The 16,556-nt window shown below is 70.1% G+C and carries 16 protein-coding genes and 1 other RNA gene; 3 read left to right on the top strand and 14 right to left on the bottom strand.

The features are described 5' to 3' along the window. Nucleotides 1-80 precede the first annotated feature (80 nt). Nucleotides 81-692, bottom strand: a complete 612-nt coding sequence (locus tag ACFYP5_RS23850; RefSeq protein ID WP_389039876.1) for a CGNR zinc finger domain-containing protein — start codon at nt 690-692, stop codon at nt 81-83. A 119-nt stretch (nt 693-811) separates the two neighbouring features. Here ACFYP5_RS23850 and ACFYP5_RS23845 point away from each other — a divergent pair, with 119 nt between their 5' ends. Further along, on the top strand, nt 812-1,354 hold the full coding sequence (locus ACFYP5_RS23845; protein ID WP_389039428.1) for a GNAT family N-acetyltransferase: 543 nt from the start codon (nt 812-814) through the stop codon (nt 1,352-1,354). Nucleotides 1,355-1,385: 31 nt separating this feature from the next. On the opposite strand, the gene ACFYP5_RS23840 is transcribed toward ACFYP5_RS23845, so the two are convergent. From ACFYP5_RS23840 to ACFYP5_RS23810, 7 genes are all read right to left on the bottom strand, one after another. Beyond that, entirely contained in the window at nt 1,386-1,973 is a 588-nt protein-coding gene (locus ACFYP5_RS23840; protein WP_389039427.1) for a GNAT family N-acetyltransferase, read from the bottom strand. A 17-nt stretch (nt 1,974-1,990) separates the two neighbouring features. Next, complete coding sequence (locus ACFYP5_RS23835; protein ID WP_389039424.1) at nt 1,991-3,133, bottom strand: uroporphyrinogen-III synthase; 1,143 nt, start codon at nt 3,131-3,133, stop codon at nt 1,991-1,993. Nucleotides 3,134-3,259: 126 nt separating this feature from the next. After that, nucleotides 3,260-4,591, bottom strand: coding sequence for a nitrate/nitrite transporter (locus tag ACFYP5_RS23830; protein ID WP_389039421.1), 1,332 nt, complete (start codon nt 4,589-4,591; stop codon nt 3,260-3,262). 145 nt (nt 4,592-4,736) lie between these two features. Further along, the gene (locus ACFYP5_RS23825) at nt 4,737-5,987 is read right to left on the bottom strand and encodes an acyltransferase (protein ID WP_389039419.1); all 1,251 of its coding nucleotides are present in this window, start codon (nt 5,985-5,987) and stop codon (nt 4,737-4,739) included. Continuing rightward, a complete protein-coding gene (locus ACFYP5_RS23820; protein ID WP_389039874.1) occupies nt 5,984-8,110 on the bottom strand; it encodes a bifunctional polysaccharide deacetylase/glycosyltransferase family 2 protein in 2,127 nt (708 codons plus the stop codon). Before ACFYP5_RS23820 ends, ACFYP5_RS23825 begins: the two co-directional genes overlap by 4 nt. Before the next feature lie 66 nt (nt 8,111-8,176). Further along, on the bottom strand, nt 8,177-8,839 hold the full coding sequence (locus tag ACFYP5_RS23815) for a hypothetical protein (protein ID WP_389039416.1): 663 nt from the start codon (nt 8,837-8,839) through the stop codon (nt 8,177-8,179). A gap of 320 nt (nt 8,840-9,159) precedes the next feature. Next, a complete protein-coding gene (locus ACFYP5_RS23810; RefSeq protein WP_389039413.1) occupies nt 9,160-10,119 on the bottom strand; it encodes a LysR family transcriptional regulator in 960 nt (319 codons plus the stop codon). A gap of 84 nt (nt 10,120-10,203) precedes the next feature. Between ACFYP5_RS23810 and ACFYP5_RS23805 the strand changes: the two genes are divergently transcribed. Further along, nucleotides 10,204-11,451, top strand: coding sequence for an MFS transporter (locus ACFYP5_RS23805; protein WP_389039410.1), 1,248 nt, complete (start codon nt 10,204-10,206; stop codon nt 11,449-11,451). Between the two features lie 73 nt (nt 11,452-11,524). Here the strand turns inward: ACFYP5_RS23805 and ssrA are convergent. The 5 genes from ssrA to ftsE all read right to left on the bottom strand — a co-directional run bounded on the left by ssrA (nt 11,525) and on the right by ftsE (nt 15,411). After that, nucleotides 11,525-11,894, bottom strand: a transfer-messenger RNA (tmRNA) gene (gene ssrA / locus ACFYP5_RS23800). 95 nt (nt 11,895-11,989) lie between these two features. Continuing rightward, entirely contained in the window at nt 11,990-12,478 is a 489-nt protein-coding gene (gene smpB, locus ACFYP5_RS23795; RefSeq protein WP_030922931.1) for an SsrA-binding protein SmpB, read from the bottom strand. An 18-nt stretch (nt 12,479-12,496) separates the two neighbouring features. After that, on the bottom strand, nt 12,497-13,684 hold the full coding sequence (locus tag ACFYP5_RS23790; RefSeq protein ID WP_389039407.1) for a S41 family peptidase: 1,188 nt from the start codon (nt 13,682-13,684) through the stop codon (nt 12,497-12,499). A 68-nt stretch (nt 13,685-13,752) separates the two neighbouring features. Next, the gene (gene ftsX / locus ACFYP5_RS23785) at nt 13,753-14,670 is read right to left on the bottom strand and encodes a permease-like cell division protein FtsX (protein WP_030922925.1); all 918 of its coding nucleotides are present in this window, start codon (nt 14,668-14,670) and stop codon (nt 13,753-13,755) included. A gap of 51 nt (nt 14,671-14,721) precedes the next feature. Next, complete coding sequence (ftsE, locus tag ACFYP5_RS23780; RefSeq protein WP_030922922.1) at nt 14,722-15,411, bottom strand: cell division ATP-binding protein FtsE; 690 nt, start codon at nt 15,409-15,411, stop codon at nt 14,722-14,724. A gap of 269 nt (nt 15,412-15,680) precedes the next feature. Here ftsE and ACFYP5_RS23775 point away from each other — a divergent pair, with 269 nt between their 5' ends. Further along, complete coding sequence (locus ACFYP5_RS23775; RefSeq protein WP_389039404.1) at nt 15,681-15,884, top strand: hypothetical protein; 204 nt, start codon at nt 15,681-15,683, stop codon at nt 15,882-15,884. A 141-nt stretch (nt 15,885-16,025) separates the two neighbouring features. Here ACFYP5_RS23775 and ACFYP5_RS23770 read toward each other — a convergent pair. Beyond that, on the bottom strand, nt 16,026-16,556 hold a 531-nt coding region (locus tag ACFYP5_RS23770), incomplete at its 5' end, for an LPXTG cell wall anchor domain-containing protein (RefSeq protein ID WP_389039401.1).

The raw sequence follows: 16,556 nt of genomic DNA, 5'->3' as shown, positions 1-16,556 counted from the left end.
CAGGTCGAGACCCTGTTGAGCTCCTTGGTCATCGAATACGGAGGCGGGGCCCGATCCATTCAACGCGGTTCCGAGATTTTTTACGAGGTGAGCTCCGCCGGGACCGTGGCCTCCGCCGCCCGGCGCCGGTGCCGGGCCACCCGCTCCCGGTTCCCGCACACCTCGCTGGAGCACCAGCGGCGCCGCCTCCCCCGTGACGTATCGAGGTAGATCCGTCGGCAGTTGTCGCCCTCGCAGCGGCGGAGCCCGGCCCGCGCGACCGGGTCGGTCAGCAGCTCCACGACGTCGCGGGCGACGGCGGACAGCAGCGCCCGGCATTCGAGGTCGGCGCTCAGTGCCCGTACCAGCAGGCCGTTCCCGGCACGCACGGCCTGCACTCCCGGCGGGGCCCCGGCGGCAAGTTCGTTGACGCGTTCGAGCGCGCCGTCGGCGTCGCGGCCGCCGAGCTCCGCGGTCAGCAACAGGTCGACGCCGGTGCGCAGCTGCCGGAAGCTCGCCAGCCAGGTGTCGTCGACGGCGTCGAGACTGGTGTCCTCCGGTACGAGTCCGGTGGCCACCAGCCAGTCGGCGAGCCGGTCCGCCCCGTCGAGCAGTTCGCAGGCGCCCGACGTGCCGATCCCCGTCGCCACCAGGTCCAGGCAGAGCCGCCCGGAGTCGAACCGCCAGTCGTACGATCCCTTGCCCGCCGCCATGCGCATGTCACCGCCTTGGGGTCGCCGGTGGTTGCCACCACCAGAGTGCCCGCCGCCGGCCCGGCCCGGAACCCCTCCCACCACCCCGGTCGCAGCCGGACTCCCCGTACGGTGAGGGGATGAGCGACGATCTCCGGGAGGCCGCGTTCTCGGCCGGCCCTCTGCTGCTGCGGCCCTGGGGCCGGGACGACATACCGGCGCTGGTCGACGCCTACCGCGATGCCACGATGCGCGACCGGCTGCGGGATCTCGTCACGGACGAGGCGGACGCGGAACGCTGGCTGCGAGTCCAGACCGAGGGGCGGGAGTCCGGCACCCGGTTCAGCTTCGCCGTCGTCGACACGGACCTCGACGGCCGACCGGTCGGCAACGTGGCGCTGAAGTACCCGGCGCCCGGCTCCGGTTCGGCCGAGGTCGGCTACTGGACGGCGGCACGGGCCCGGGGCCGTGGGCTCGCCCCGAAGGCGGTCGAAGCGCTCACCGGCTGGGCGTTCACCACCTTCACCGACGACGGTCTGCGGCGGCTCGACCTGCTCCACCAGGAGGACAACCGCGCCTCGTGCCGGGTCGCCGCGAAGAGCGGGTACGCCTTCGCCGAGATCCTCCCGGCCCGCCCGCCGTGGCCGCTCGACGGCCACCGTCACGTACGGCAGGCGGACTGAGAGGACCTCCAAGCGCTGTCCGGGCCGGCCGTCAGCAGGCGGACGGCCGGTCGGCCGCGCCTTCGACCGGACCGTCGTGCAGGATCCGCTGGAACAGCCGGTGGTCGCGCCACTGCCCGTTGATGTGCAGATAGCGCGGCGCCATACCGATCGCCTCGAAGCCGGACTTGGCGAGCACCCGCTGTGACGCCGCGTTGTCGAGCAGGGTCGAGGCCTCGATGCGGTGCAGCCGCAGCACGTCCCTGGCCGCCGCGCAGACCTGCGCCACGGCCGCGGTGGCAAGGCCCCGCCCCGCGTACGCGACATCCACCCAGTAGCCGAGACTGGCGCTGCGGAACGGTCCCAGCACGATGTTGGTGAGCGTGAACCCGCCCATCGCCCGGTCGTCGGCGTCGGCGAGCACCCACGGCATCCCCCGCCCCGCCTCATGGTCCGCCAGCAGACCCGCCAGGCGCTCCTGCTGCCCCTTCTCGGTGTAGAAGACGTCGGGACGCACGGGCTCCCAGGGCTGCAGGTACGCACGGCTGCGGGTCAGCGAGTCGGCGAGACCTGCGGCGTCGGCCATGGTGGCGGGACGGAGTCGTACCCCCGTGTCGAGCAGGTGGATGTCGGTGGTCATCCCTGCACGGTAACGCCTCAGGAGTCCGCGTACTTGGCATCCGCCGCCGGGTCCAGCGCCAGCCGGTAGCCACGCTTGACGACCGTCTGGATCAGCCGGGGCACACCGAGTGCCGTACGCAGCCGGGCCATCGCGGTCTCCACCGCGTGTTCGTCCGTACCGCTGCCGGGCAGCGCACGCAGCAGGTCGGCCCGGGCCACCACCCAGCCGGGCCGGCGGGCCAGGCTGTGCAGCAGGGCCATGCCGGCGGGCGGCACGGGACGCAGTTCGTCGTCGACGAGCACCGCGTGACCGCGGATCTCGACCCGGTGCCCGGCGACCGGCAACGTCCGGGCGCCGCCGGGCAGTTCGCGGCAGAGCAGCTGGACGAGCGGGCCGAGCCGGAAACGTTCGGGCTGGATGGTGTCGATGCCCCGGGCCTGCAGCGGCAGTGCGGTGACCGGGCCGACACAGGCCGAGACGACTTCGCCCTGCAGGGCGCCCAGGATCTCCGGGAGCAGCCCGCGCGTCCCGGCCCGGTTCAGGAAGGAGGCGGCGGCCGGGGCGCTGGTGAAGGTGAGCGCGTCCAGGCCACGGGCGGCGGTGACGTCGAGCAGCCGGTCGAGCGGGGCGAGGTCCTCGGGTTCCATCCAGCGGTAGACGGGTACGACGACGACTTCGGCGCCCCCCGCCCGCAGCGACTCGACGAAGCCCGGCAGTGGTTCGCCGTGCAGTTGGAGTGCGATGCGGCGGCCCTCGACGCCCTCGTCGAGGAGCCGGTCCAGGACCTCGGCCATGGACTCGGAGCCGGGCGACCAGGCCTCGGTGAGCCCGGCGGCCCGCACGGCGCCCTTCACCTTCGGTCCGCGGGCCAGCAGTTCGACCGTGCGCAGGCGGTCCAGCAGCCGGTCGCCGATGCCCCAGCCGTCGGCGGCCTCGATCCAGCCGCGGAAGCCGATCGCAGTGGTCGCGACGACCACGTCGGGCACCTGGTCGATGAGTTCCTCGGTGGCGGCGAGGAGTTCGCTGTCGTCGGCGAGCGGCACGATCCGCAGGGCGGGCGCGTGTACGACGGTGGCACCCCGTCGCTGCAACAGGGTGAGGAGTTCGTCCGCGCGGCGTGCGGCGGTCACCCCGACCGTGAAACCCGCGAGGGGCCCGTGCTGTTCGTCGTCGCGCATGTGGTCTACCGGCTCTCGTCCCGCTGCTCGTTGATGCGGAGCACCGAGACTGCCAAGAAAGCGTGACAGGCTCGGTTCACCCGTATTTCCCGCCCGTTACGTCGTCCCGACGCCGGACGGTCATGATCACACCTCGGCGTAACTGAGCTGCGGCTTCGCGGGGACGACGGCGGCGCGGCGAAGGTATACCGCCCAAGTGACCGTGAAACACACCCCGTAGAAGGCGAGGAAGGTCCAGAAGGCCGCCGTCCCCGTGCCCGCGGTCCGGAAGGACTGCCGGAACGCGAGGTTGATGGCGAGCCCGCCGAGCGCGCCGACGGCGCCGATGAGTCCCATGGCCGCCCCGGACAGCCGTCGCCCGTGGGCCGCGGCCTCCTCGCCGCGCAGCCCCTGGGCGAGCGCCTTGGCGTGGAAGATGCCGGGGATCATCTTGTACGTCGATCCGTTGCCCAGCCCGGTCAGGACGAAGAGGGCGATGAATCCCACGAGGAACACGGCGAGCGACTCGATGCCCGAGGCGTACACGACGACGCCGGTCGCCGCGGCCATCGCGGCGAAGTTCCACAGGGTGATCCGGGCGCCGCCGTACCGGTCGGCGAGCCACCCTCCCGCGGGCCGGATGAGCGAGCCGAGCAGCGGGCCGATGAAGGTGAGCGAGGCGGCCTGCAGCGGGGTCCGGCCGAACTGGGTCTGCAGGACCAGCCCGAAGGCGAAGCTGTAGCCGATGAAGGAGCCGAAGGTGCCGATGTAGAGCACCGCCATGATCCAGGTGTGCGGGTCGCGGACGGCGTCCTTCGCGGCCCCTGTGTCGTTCTGCACGGGGGCCAGGTTGTCCATGAAGGACGCGGCGCACAGGGCGGCGACGACGATCAGCGGTACGTACACGGCGAGCACGATCCGCGGGTGGGTGGCCCCCGCCGTGCCGATCACCAGCAGCCCGACGAGCTGCACGACGGGCACGCCGATGTTGCCGCCGCCCGCGTTGAGGCCGAGCGCCCAGCCCTTCTTGCGGAGCGGGAAGAAGGCGTTGATGTTCGTCATCGACGAGGCGAAGTTCCCGCCGCCGATCCCGGCGAGCGCGGCCACCACGAGGAAGGTGGTGTACGAGGTCCCGGGCTCCATCACCAGGTACGCGGCGACGGTCGGCACGAGGAGGGTCAGGGCGCTGATCACCGTCCAGTTCCGCCCGCCGAACCTGGCGACGGCGAACGTGTACGGGACCCGGGCCAGGGCCCCGACCAGCGTCGCCGTCGAGATCAGGAAGAACTTCCCGGCCGGGTCGACCCCGTACTCCGGCCCCATGAACAGCACCATCACCGACCACAGGGTCCAGATCGAGAACCCGATGTGCTCGGAGAGCACGGAGAACCACAGATTCCGGCGGGCGATCCGCTCGCCCTTCTGCTGCCAGAAGATCTCGTCCTCCGGCTCCCACTGCTCGATCCACCTGCCGGCCATCACGCCTCCACGGTTCGCGTTCCACGGGTGTCGGGTCGTCTGCCTCGACGCTAGGGAGCGCGCGTTTCGGTGCGGTGCCGCGAGGTGACCGGTGGGCAACCTTGCTCTCACCGGGCCCGGGGCGGCCCGGTGAGGAGGAGGCCGGTCACTGCGGGGCCGGTGCGTTCTTCCGTCTCGCGGACGCGCCGGTGGGCCACAGCCGGGGGCTGCGCTTCGCGGCGACGTCCTCGACCCAGCCGACAGCGAGGATCATCAGCGCCAGCAGTGGCCAGACCAGGAGCAGCATCAGCACCGCGTACCAGGAGTCGATGTACGGGCCGATGTGGTCACCGACCCAGGGGATGTTCCACAGCTGGTCTATGAGCGGCGAGGTCGCCATGATCAGCACGTTGTGCCAGAGGTAGATCGTCACCGCGCGGTTGTTGGCAAGGGTGATCAGGCTGTTCCACCGGGCCAGCCTGCCGGGGAGTTGCTGCCAGGACGGTGCGTACTGGAGCAGGATCGCGCAGAAACCGAGCGACCAGGCCGACTGGGCCAGCGGGATCTCGTCGAGGTTCCAGCCCTCCTGCGTCAGATGACCCGCGGCCCACCACAGTCCGAACGCCATCAGGAACGCGGCGAGCGAGACAGCCAGATAGCGCGGGATCTTCTTCAGAAGTCCGTCGTGGTGGGCGAAGCCGAGGACCCAGCAGGAGCCGAACACCGCGAAGTCGACGAGCCCCTCGCCGGTCTGCCCGGGCACGGTGACCAGTCCGGTGCCGATCACGGCGGTGAGACCGAGCGGTGCGAGCAGCGTCACCCAGGGCAGTTTGCGGAAGGCCCTCAGCAGCAGCGGCGAGGCGAGCACGAACCAGAGGTAGGCACGGATGTACCAGAGCGGTCCGACGGCCTGGTCCGCCCAGGACACCTCCAGGAAGCCGCCCGGCGAGCCGTTCCTCCAGGGGTAGGGCGGGGCGCCGACCGGGAGGAGGTAACAGCCCAGCTTGATGAACCACCAGATGCCCTCATCCCTCAGGGGGTTCCAGCCGAGGACGAACATGACCGGGACGACCACCGCGGCGAACGCCCACATCGGCGGCAGCAGACGGCGGAGCCGGGCCCGCACGACGGCCAGGGCGGGACGGTCCAGCGAGCGCGCCATCAGCGAACCCGCGAGGGCGAACATGACGCCCATGGAGGGGAACACGACCGTGAGCCAGGCCCAGCCGAAGACGTGGAAGGCGACGACACGGACGAGGGCGACGGCGCGCAACAGGTCGAGATAGCGGTCGCGGCCCGGCCTCTTCGGGGCGGTCGGGGCGGACGGTGCCGACGCCTCCGGTGCCGGTGGGGCGGACCGGGCGTGCGCCGGGGCCGGGCGGGGCGGGGGGAACGCCGGGGTGTAACTGCTCGTCATGCGACAGGTCTCCGATCGTTGCTGCGCCCGCGCTGGCTCACCATCACGCCGGGCGCCTCCACCACTCCCGTACGGCGAAGCTTCTGCCAGCGCAGCCGGCCGCCGGTGAGTGCGGTGATCCAGGACTGGAGCAGCACCACGTACATGAGCTGCCGGTAGAGGATCTGCTGGAGGGGCAGCGAGATCAGATGCGTCATGCGTTCCTTGTCGAGCCGGAAGGCGTACGCGGCGCAGACGGCCTGCACCGCGAGGACGCCCAGCCAGGCGCCGACGGTCTTCTCGGTGGGACCGAAGACCAGTCCGTACAGCAGGAAGACATCGATGAGGGGCGCGAGCAACGGGGCGACGACCATGAACAGGGCGACGAACGGCAGTCCGACGCGCCCGAAGCGGCCGGACGGGCCGCGCTCGACGAGGGCGCGGCGGTGCTTCCAGATCGCCTGCATGGTGCCGTACGACCACCGGTACCGCTGCGACCACAGCTGTTGCACGGTCTCCGGCGCCTCGGTCCAGGCGCGGGCGTTCTCCGCGTAGACGACCTGCCAGCCGTCGCGGTGCAGCGCCATCGTGACGTCGGTGTCCTCGGCGAGGGTGTCCTCACTCATACCGCCGATCCGGTCCAGCGCGTCGCGGCGGAAAGCTCCGACCGCACCGGGGATGGTCGGCATGCAGCGCAGCATGTCGTACATCCGGCGGTCGAGGTTGAAGCCCATCACGTACTCGATGTGCTGCCAGGCGCCGATGAGCGAGTCCCGGTTGCCGACCTTGGCGTTCCCGGCGACGGCACCGACCTTGGGGTCGGCGAACGGCTGGACCAGTTCACGGACGGTGGCCGGTTCGAAGACCGTGTCTCCGTCCATCATCACGACGATGTCGTGACGGGCGTGCGCGATGCCGTTGTTGAGGGCGGCGGGCTTGCCGGCGTTGCGCTGGCGGATGACGCGGACGTTCGGCAGCCGCAATGCCTCGACGATGTCCGCCGTGCCGTCCGTCGAGCCGTCGTCGATGACGATGATCTCGATGGGATGCTCGCTCGCCACCAGGGATCTCACGGTGTTGGCGATGCATTCGCGTTCGTTGTACGCGGGCACGAGCACCGAGACGGGGTGACGGAACGCGGGCCCCCAGCTGAAGTCCCTCCTGCGGACCTTCCGGGAGTGCAGGAAGGACAGCAGCAGCATCAGCCCGAAGCGGACGAGGACGAGGACTCCGATGACGGCGAGCCCCGCCACCAGCACGTCGGTGAGTTTCTCGGAGAGATCGACGGCGAAGACGAACGCCTTGCCCTTCCACAGCGCGTACCCGGTCACGGGTGTGTGCGCACTGGGGGCGCCGAGGGCGGTGGTGAGGTCGGTGAACGTGTAGCCCCGCTGCTGCATCTGCGGCAGGAACTCGCCCAGGGCGGCCACGGTCTGGGACCGGTCACCGCCGGAGTCGTGCATCAGGATGACGGCGCCCTTGCCACCCTTGGGGGTGGCCTGTTCGATGATCGCGGGGACCCCGGGGCGCTTCCAGTCCTCGCTGTCGGTGTTGTTGACCACGGTGAGGTAGCCGCGCGTGCCGACGTACCGGGTGACCGGCCAGGACTTGTTGTCCATGGCGTCGGCGAACGACGAGTACGGCGGCCGGAACAGGGACGTGCGGATGCCTGCCGCGCCCGCCAGTACCAGCTGGTTCTGGGACAGCTCCCAGTCGATCCGGGAGTGCGACTGGTAGGAGAGATCCGGGTGGTTGAAGGTGTGCAGCCCGACCTCGTGCCCCTCGTCGACCATGCGCTGGACGAGGCCGGGGTAGCGCGAGGCCATCGTTCCGGTGACGAAGAAGACGCCGTGCGCGTCGTACTTCTTCAGCACGTCGAGGACCTGCGGGGTCCACACCGGGTCCGGTCCGTCGTCGAAGGTCAGCACGATCCGGTGGTCGGGGATGCGCAGCGACTTGGCGGGCGCGGTGGCGCTCCGGGCGTCGATGACCGGGCCGCCGTCGAGGATCGCGTCGGGCACCTGGTCGGTGGGCGCCGGGGCCTGGACCCGGTGGTCGGCGAGGATTTCGCTGTGCACGTAACCGCGCAACATCAGCATGGCGAGCAGGGCAACGAGAAATACGGACGGCAGCAGATAGCGCATGGGTAGCCTGCGCCGCTGGTTCCGCGTCTGTCTGTTGTGCCTGCCCCGCGAGGCGGGGGTGGTCATCTACTGGGCGCCTTCTTGCTGCACGGGAGGATCCGGGGACTCGACGGGCGGGCTCGGCGACCCGGTGGGACCGGGATCGACGGGCGGCGTCGTGGTGGCGGCGGGCGGCCCGGGGGTCGAGGTCCCCGGTTCCGGCTTCTTGCCCCCGCCGGTGGTGGAGCTGGCCTTCGGCGGTTTGACGGTTGTCGGCTTCGACGGGTCCTTGCCGGGCGCGGACGCGCTGCCGGAACCGGCGCGGGCCGATGGCGTCGCACTGCCGCCGACCACCTGCTCCGTCTCCGCGGCGCCCGGTGTCGCGCCCACCGGCACGACCGCGTCGGCGCTGCCCGAAGGAGCGGGTGGCGCGGGGGCCTCGTCCGCCTTCTTGTGCTGTTTCTGACCGGAGAGCGGCAGCCACGGCGCGCTGGAATTGCCGCCGAGCAGGGCGACGACCAGCGTCACCGCGTAGCAGGCGCAGACCGCGGCAAGGATCCAGCCCAGACGCCTGAACGTCTTGCTGCGCCGGCCGCTCTCGTCGACGAAGACCGGACCGTCGGAGCCTTCTGGGACTCCTGGTTCGGCAGTTAGTTCGGAGAGCTGACGTCCGAGACCGTCCAGTTGGACGGTGACATCGTTCGGCTCATGCGTGTGCCCGGTACGGGCACCTTCACGCCAATTTTCCACAGGTGTTGGCACATCCCCCACTCAGAAAAACGGGTGCGCACGTTTGAGCCAGTTACGTACCGACGGACTGGGCCCCCACCCGGTCAGCGCGCCCCCCAGCACCTTGCACCCGGAGGATGAATGTAGCGCACGAAGCTGACGAAATTGCCCCTGAACGAGTGATGTCGAGGAATGGGGGATACACCGATTTCGCACAGCCTGCACCGAAAAGAAGAATCGCCTCTACATGCACAATTCACGCTTATCTGTCGTCAAGTTGCGTCAGCGTTGGTCAACAATCGGCCAACATGTCACATCAGCGCCCTGCGGCATCGGCATGCCTACGACATGAAGGCCAGCTCACCCTCGGGAAGCCAGCTCCCGGCAGGCACCTCGAGCCCCCGTTCCGCCGCCGTCACCCCCGCCGCGACCCGCCGCAGCGCATCCACCCCCGGGTGCTTCAGCCCCTTGCGCCACACGAGTGACACCGGTGAGAGCGGCACGGGTTCGACCAGCGGCCGTACGACCATCCCCGGCACCTCGATGAACTCGGTGCTCGCCAGTACCGACCAGCCCTGCTTCCGCACCACCCGTACGAACTCCTCCTCCCCCACGATCTCCGGGAAGGGCGCCACCAGTTCGATCCCCCGCCCCGCGAACAGCCGCTCCGCGAGGTCGGTCCACTCAGCCGTGGCCGGGTTGCCCGCCGCCGCGTACAGCCGCTCCCCCGCCAGCTCCGCCATCGGGACCTGGGCGAGCGACGCCAGACGATGGTCGTCGCGCAGCAGGACGGTCAGCCGCTCGAAGCGGACCGGCTGATGCGCCAGCCCCGCCCGCACCGCGGGATCGAGCCCTGCCACCCGGCCGAAGGAGACATCGAGCCGCCCGGCCAGGATCTCCGCCGCCGCTCCCGTCAGCCCGCTCAGATAGCGCGCCACGAACTCCACCCCCGGTGCCTCGCTGCGGGCCAGCCCGAGTAGCCGGTGGCCCGTCCCGACCGGGGCGCTGATGTCGACCAGCAGCGGGCGCGTCTGGATCGCCCAGGCGGCGCGGAGGTCGTCGTGGGCGGCGATCACCCGGCGGGCGTGCGGCAGCAGCCGTTCGCCGTCGGGCGTGAGGGAGACCTGCCGGGTGGTCCGTACGAACAGCTCCGCACCGAGCTCGCGCTCCAGCCGCCGGATGTCGCGGCTGAGTGCCTGCTGGGCGACGTACAGCCGGGCGGCGGCGCGGGTGAAGTGCAGTTCCTCGGCGACGGTGACGAAGGCGCGCAGCAGCCGGGGATCGGTATCGGAGGAGGTCACGGGCCCGAACTTACAACAGATATGCGTGAATGGTCGCGGAGCAGGTGTTGGACCGCCCCGGCCGGGCGCCGCGAGGGTTGACCCATGCCGTCCGACACGCCCACCACACCGCTGCACGCCGTCTCCGGCGACCTGCTGGTGATCGCCCCGCGCACCGGCGCCCCCGCCCACCGGGCCTCCACCGGCCCGTACCGTCGCCTGCTCGCCACCCCCGGTGCCCGGGCCTTCACCACCGGCAATCTGATCGCACGGCTGCCGATGGGGATGTTCAGCGTCAGCGCCGTGATCATGATCGCCGGGTCGCACGGCTCGTACGCCCTGGCCGGGGCGGTCGCCGCGACCGGACTCGCCGCGACAGCCGTCGTCGCACCCTGGACGGCCCGGCTCGTCGACCGGTACGGCCAGGCCAGGATCGCCGTGCCCGCCACCGCGATCGCCGTGCTCGGATCGCTCGCACTGGTGCTCTGCGTGCACTACGACGCCCCGGCCTGGACACTCTTCGCCGCCTACGCCGCCACCGCCACCACCCCCAACACCGGCGGCATGTCCCGCGCCCGCTGGGCCCATCTGCACTACGGCGACCCGGCCGCGCTGCACACCGCGAACTCCTTCGAACAGGCCGCCGACGAATTGTGCTTCATGCTCGGCCCCGCCCTCGCCGCACTCCTGTGTGGGGCTCTCTTCCCGGAGGCCGGGACGCTGATCGGTGCGATCCTGCTGATGACCGGCGTGCTGGTCTTCGCCGCCCAGCGCGCCACGGAGCCCCCGGTGGCGCCCCGCACCCGGGCGGGTTCCCCGCTGCGCACCCGCGGCATGCCCGCGCTGCTCGCCACCTTCCTCGCCACCGGCGCGGTCTTCGGCGCCATGGAGGTCGTCACGATCGCGCACGCCGGGGGCGCGATCCTGGCGCTCCAGGCCGGCGGCTCGTGTGTGGCGGGACTGATGTACGGATCGCTGCGCCCGGCCACGGACCTCCGGCGCCGGCTGCTGTGGTGCCTGGCGGGGATGACGACGCTGATGTCCCTGCCACTGCTCGCCGCGTCCGCGAGCGATTCCCTGCTCACGCTGTCCGGCAGTCTGCTGCTGGCGGGCGCGGCCACGGCGCCGACGATGGTCACCGGGATGACGCTGGTGCAACGGCTGACCCCCGAGGGTCGGTTGAACGAGGGCATGACACTCTCCGTCACCGCGCTGCTGGGCGGGATAGCAGCCGGTTCGGCGGCCGGCGGCTGGATGGTCGAGCACACCGGGGCGGTCTCGGGATACGTCGTCCCGGTGTGCGCGGCGGGACTCGCCCTGGCCGTCGCGGCGGCCGGAATCCGCCGGACATGAACCCGGACAGGACCCCGGACACGAACGAGGACCCCGCTGCCGGTGGGCAACGGGGTCCTCGTTCACATGGGAATTGTGGAGATGGCGGGAATCGAACCCGCGTCCAACGGTGCGGAATCAGGGCTTCTCCGTGTGCAGTTCGCTGCGCTTTTCTCGGCCCCGGAGGTCACGCGAACAAGCCTCCGACAGGCCCAGCCACTGTTTGATTTCCTTCCAGGCCCCGTGACCGGGCCTAGAAGTTTAGATCCCTTGATGATGCCAGGATCCGGGTCGGGATCACCCCCGGGCTGACACTTCGCAAGTCGCTACTTAGGCAGCGAGGGCGAAGGAATCGCGCTTGGAATCGGCGATTATTGGTTGCGACATATGGTTTACGAGATCATTGCCGCTTCCTCGACACGCTTCCCCTGCTTCGACATCCGCTGTCGAAACCGATCATCCCCATGTTGTTTTTTCAAAGGCGCACCCGCTGTGAGGTGCAGTGCCATCGTACGTGAACAACGCACGACGGTGCCAGCCTATTCCTGCCGGAGCGCGCTCAGGCGCTCCGCTGACGCCGCCGGGCCGCCGAGATCGCTCGGTTCGTCTCCCGCAGGTCCTGCTTCTCCCGCAGCGTCTGCCGCTTGTCGAACTCCTTCTTGCCCTTGGCGAGCGCGATCTCGACCTTGACCCGGCCGTCCTTGAAGTACAGCGCGAGCGGCACGATCGTGTGCCCGGTCTCCTGCGACTTCGACTCCAGCTTGTCGATCTCGGCCCGGTGCATCAGCAGCTTGCGCTTGCGCTTGGCGGAGTGGTTCGTCCAGGTCCCCTGCACGTACTCGGGGACGTGGATGTTGTGCAGCCACGCCTCGTGCCGGTCGATCTGGACGAAGCCGTCCACCAGCGAGGCCCGGCCCAGCCGCAGCGACTTGACCTCGGTGCCCATCAGTACGAGACCGCACTCGTAGGTGTCGAGGATGTGGTAGTCGTGCCGCGCCTTCTTGTTCTGCGCGATGAGCTTGCGCCCTGTGTCCTTTTCCTTAGCCATAGTGCGGCCATTTTCGCACTACGACCCACCCCCGAGGCCACTCAATACTGTCTCGCCCCGCTGCAGGGCCCGGGCGGAGACCGCGAGGTCCGGGGTGATGCCGTGCCCGTCGACGCTGCGCCCCGCCGGAGTGCGGTAGTGGCCGACGGTCAGCTCGGCGACCGAGCCGCCCGCGAGCTTGCTGGGCATCTGGACGGAGCCCTTGCCGAAGGTCCGCGAGCCGACGGTGACGGCGCGGCCCCGGTCCTGGAGGGCGCCGGTCAGCAGCTCGGCCGCGCTCATGGTGCCGCCGTCGATGAGGACGACGAGGGGACGTTCGGTGTCGCCGCCCGACTCGGCGTAGAGGGCGCGCTGCTCACCGTGCACGTCGTACGTGGCGACCAGCCCGCCGTCGAGGAACGCGGACGCGGCGACCACGGCCTCGGCGACCAGTCCGCCGGAATTGCCGCGGAGGTCGAGCAGCACCCCGGCGCCCGCGGGTGCGCTCCGGACCGCGTCGCGGACCTTGGCGCCGGCGCCCTTGGTGAACGAGTCGACCTTGATCAGTACAGCTGCGGAGGAATCGGAACGGTTCGGTCCGAGCTTCTGGACGGTGACGGCCTCGGTGAGGAGCCGGGCCCGGGTCAGCGTCAGCGTCCTCGTCGGGCCGGTGGCGCCGCGCTGGACGCCCAGCACGACGGTGGTGCCCGCGGCGGCGCTCGTACGGTCCCCGCGCAGCAGGGCGACCACCTCGGCGACGGGGCGTTTGTCGACCCGGTGGCCGTCGATCGTACGGAGCAGGTCGTCCCGCTTGATACCGGCCCGGCCGGCTGGGCCGCCCGGCTGGACCCGGGCCACGGCGACCAGCCCGTCGGCCGAGCGCTTCGCGGCCAGTCCGACCCCTGTGTACGAGCCGTCGAGGGCCTGCTCGAACTCCTCGTACTCCCGCTCGTCGTAGACCGCACCCCAGCGGTCCCCGCTGCGGCTGACAGCCTCCTCGGCCGCCTCCGTGGCGGACTTGCCGTCGGCCAGCGCCTCGGCGGCGGCGTGCGCGACCTCGTCGCGGTCGGCGGTGGAAGCGACGGCACGGGCCTTTATTGCGGCACCGTCCCCGTGCGGCAGCGAACCGGTGGCCGCCCCGGTGGCCAGGACGCTCGCGAAGACCAATGTCAGGGCCGCCCCGCGGCAGAGGCCGCGGGACTCGAAAGCGTGCGTAGGGCCCGACATGGCGTCGAGTCTAGGACAACACTCCGAGGGCGCACGGCGGGTTCACCGCGCGCCCCACGGGGCGCATGTCACACCTTGAGGTACTTGCGCAGCGCGAAGAGTGCGGCAACGGCGGGCATCAGCAGCCCGATCGCAAGGACCAGCGGCAGCTTGGTGAAGACCGCGTCCCAGCCGATGAAGTCGATCAGATTCAGCTTCGACTGGAGGGCCAGACCGCCGTCGATCAGGAAGTACCGCCCGGCCAGCAGCATGATGCAGGCGAGCACGCCACCGATGAGCCCGGCGAAGGCGGCCTCCATGATGAACGGCATCTGGATGTAGAACCCGGACGCACCGACGAGCCGCATGATGCCCGTCTCGCGGCGCCGGCTGAACGCCGAGACACGGACGGTGTTCACGATCAGCATCAGCGCAATGACCAGCATCAGCGCCATCACGAAGAGCGCGGCCACATTCATGCCGTTCATCAGCCCGAAGAGGTTGTCCAGGATGGATCTCTGGTCCTGGACGGACTGCACCCCGGCGCGGCCCGCGAAGGCGGTGGCGACGACCTTGTACTTCTTGGGGTCGTGCAGCTTGACGCGGAACGACTCCTGCATCTGGTCCGGCGTGATGTTGCCGGCCATCGGTGAGTCGCCGAACTGCTCCTGGTAGTGCTTGTACGCCTGATCTGCCGACTCGTAGGTGACCTTCTCGACGGCCTTCATCTTGCCGAGGTCGGTCTCGATCTGCTTCTTCTGCTCGGTGGTGACGGCGCCCTTGGAACAGTTGGCCGCCGACTCCGCGTCGTTCTTGCTGCAGAGGAAGATCGAGACGTTGACCTTGTCGTACCAGTAGTCCTTCATCGTGCTGACCTGCTCGCGCATCAGCAGCGCGCCACCGAACAGGGCGAGCGAGAGGGCGACGGAGACGACGACGGCGAAGGTCATCGTGAGATTGCGACGGAGACCGACGCCGATCTCCGACAGGACGAACTGGGCGCGCATGGCGTCCTTTCAATACTCGATGCTCGGCGGGTCCGGCTCGGCCGGATCCGCTCAGTGCTGGTAGCCGTAGACGCCGCGGGCCTGGTCGCGTACGAGACGGCCCTTCTCGAGCTCGATGACGCGCTTGCGCATCTGGTCGACGATGTTCTGGTCGTGGGTCGCCATGATGACGGTGGTCCCGGTCCGGTTGATCCGGTCCAGCAGCTTCATGATGCCCACGGAGGTCTGCGGGTCGAGGTTTCCGGTCGGCTCGTCCGCGATCAGCAGCATGGGGCGGTTCACGAATGCTCGCGCGATCGCCACGCGCTGCTGCTCACCACCGGAGAGCTCACCGGGCATCCGGTCCTCCTTGCCGCCGAGGCCGACCAGGTCGAGGACCTGCGGTACGGCCTTGCGGATCTCGCCGCGCGGCTTGCCGATGACTTCCTGGGCGAACGCCACGTTCTCCGCAACGGTCTTGTTGGGGAGCAGCCGGAAGTCCTGGAAGACCGTGCCCAGCTGGCGGCGCATGTGCGGCACCTTCCAGTTGGACAGGCGCGCGAGGTCCTTGCCGAGGACGTGGACCATGCCCTGACTGGCACGCTCCTCGCGGAGGATGAGTCGCATGAAGGTGGACTTGCCGGAGCCGGAGGAGCCCACCAGGAAGACGAACTCGCCCTTCTCGATATCGAGAGACACATCCCGTAGAGCGGGACGGCTCTGCTTCGGGTAGGTCTTGGAGACGTTGTCGAATCGGATCACGGATGCACCACGGTCGGCCGGGAGTAGGTGTGCGTGACCATACGCGAACCGGGCTGAGCCGTGCAGGCGCGCGTCCGCTGATGGGCGATTTATGGGGGAACGGAACCTGTGCCGGGGCGCAACCGGAGCCGGAACGGACCGGGTGTTTCCGGCGGGCCGCGCCGAAATCCGCGCGAGCTGGCACAGTGGAGGGGGAACGGATGCGTTTCCATGAGCGTTGTGCGGAGAGAACGCGTATGCGGCTCCGCCGCGCGGGAGGAGGAAAGCGCATGACCTATGACCGATTGGTGTGCGCAAACTGCGCGGCGCCCGTGAACGAGGGCCGGTGCCCGGTATGCCGGGCCAGCCGCGCGCGGCTGCAGCAGCAGGAAGACCAGCAGGGACTCTTCGCGGGCCTGAGCCCGGCGATGCTGGTCGCGCTGCTGGTGGTGCTCCTGGCGACGCTGGCACTGCTGGCGCACCAGACCGTATGACCCGGTAGCTGTCTGTAACCGTCACCGCCCGCATTGCGGAGTGAGTACGTGACCGTATGCGTACGTAGAAGGGCCCGGGACGCCGATCGGCTGTCCCGGGCCCTTCTGTGTACGCAGGCGCGTCCACCGGCCACAGGGACCTTAGGCGGCCGTGCGGCCGTTCGCCAGACGCGGCAGGATCCGGAAGCCGATGCCGCCGGCGATCATCGTCGCGGCGCCGACCAGCAGGAACGTGGTCTCGGCCGCACCGGTCTCGGCGAGCTCGTCCTTGCCCTTGCCCTGCTCGACCGGCTGGTTGCCGACGCTGTCGGTGTCGGTGTTGTCCGCGCACTCGGCACCGTCGAGGTCGACGGTGCAGGTGTTGGCACCGTCGTCGCCACCGGTGGTGTCGCCGGAGGCGCCGCCGTTGTTGCCGTTGCCACCGCCGTTGCCGTTGCCGCCGTTGTTGCCGTTGCCGCCGCCGTTGTCGGCCGCACCGCCGTTGTCAGCCGCACCGCCGTTGTCAGCCGCACCGCCGTTGTCAGCCGCGCCACCGTTGTCAGCCGCGCCACCGTTGTCAGCCGCGCCACCGTTGTCAGCCGCGCCACCGTTGTCAGCCGCGCCACCGTTGTCAGCCGCACCGCCGTTGTCAGCCGCACCGCCGTTGTCAGCCGCACCGCCGTTGTCAGCCGC

Origin of the sequence: Streptomyces sp. NPDC005262 (assembly GCF_042872425.1) — a bacterium.
Classification (GTDB): domain Bacteria; phylum Actinomycetota; class Actinomycetes; order Streptomycetales; family Streptomycetaceae; genus Streptomyces.
The sequence above is the reverse complement of the archived record's forward strand: the minus strand, read 5'-3'. Positions and strand labels throughout refer to the sequence as shown.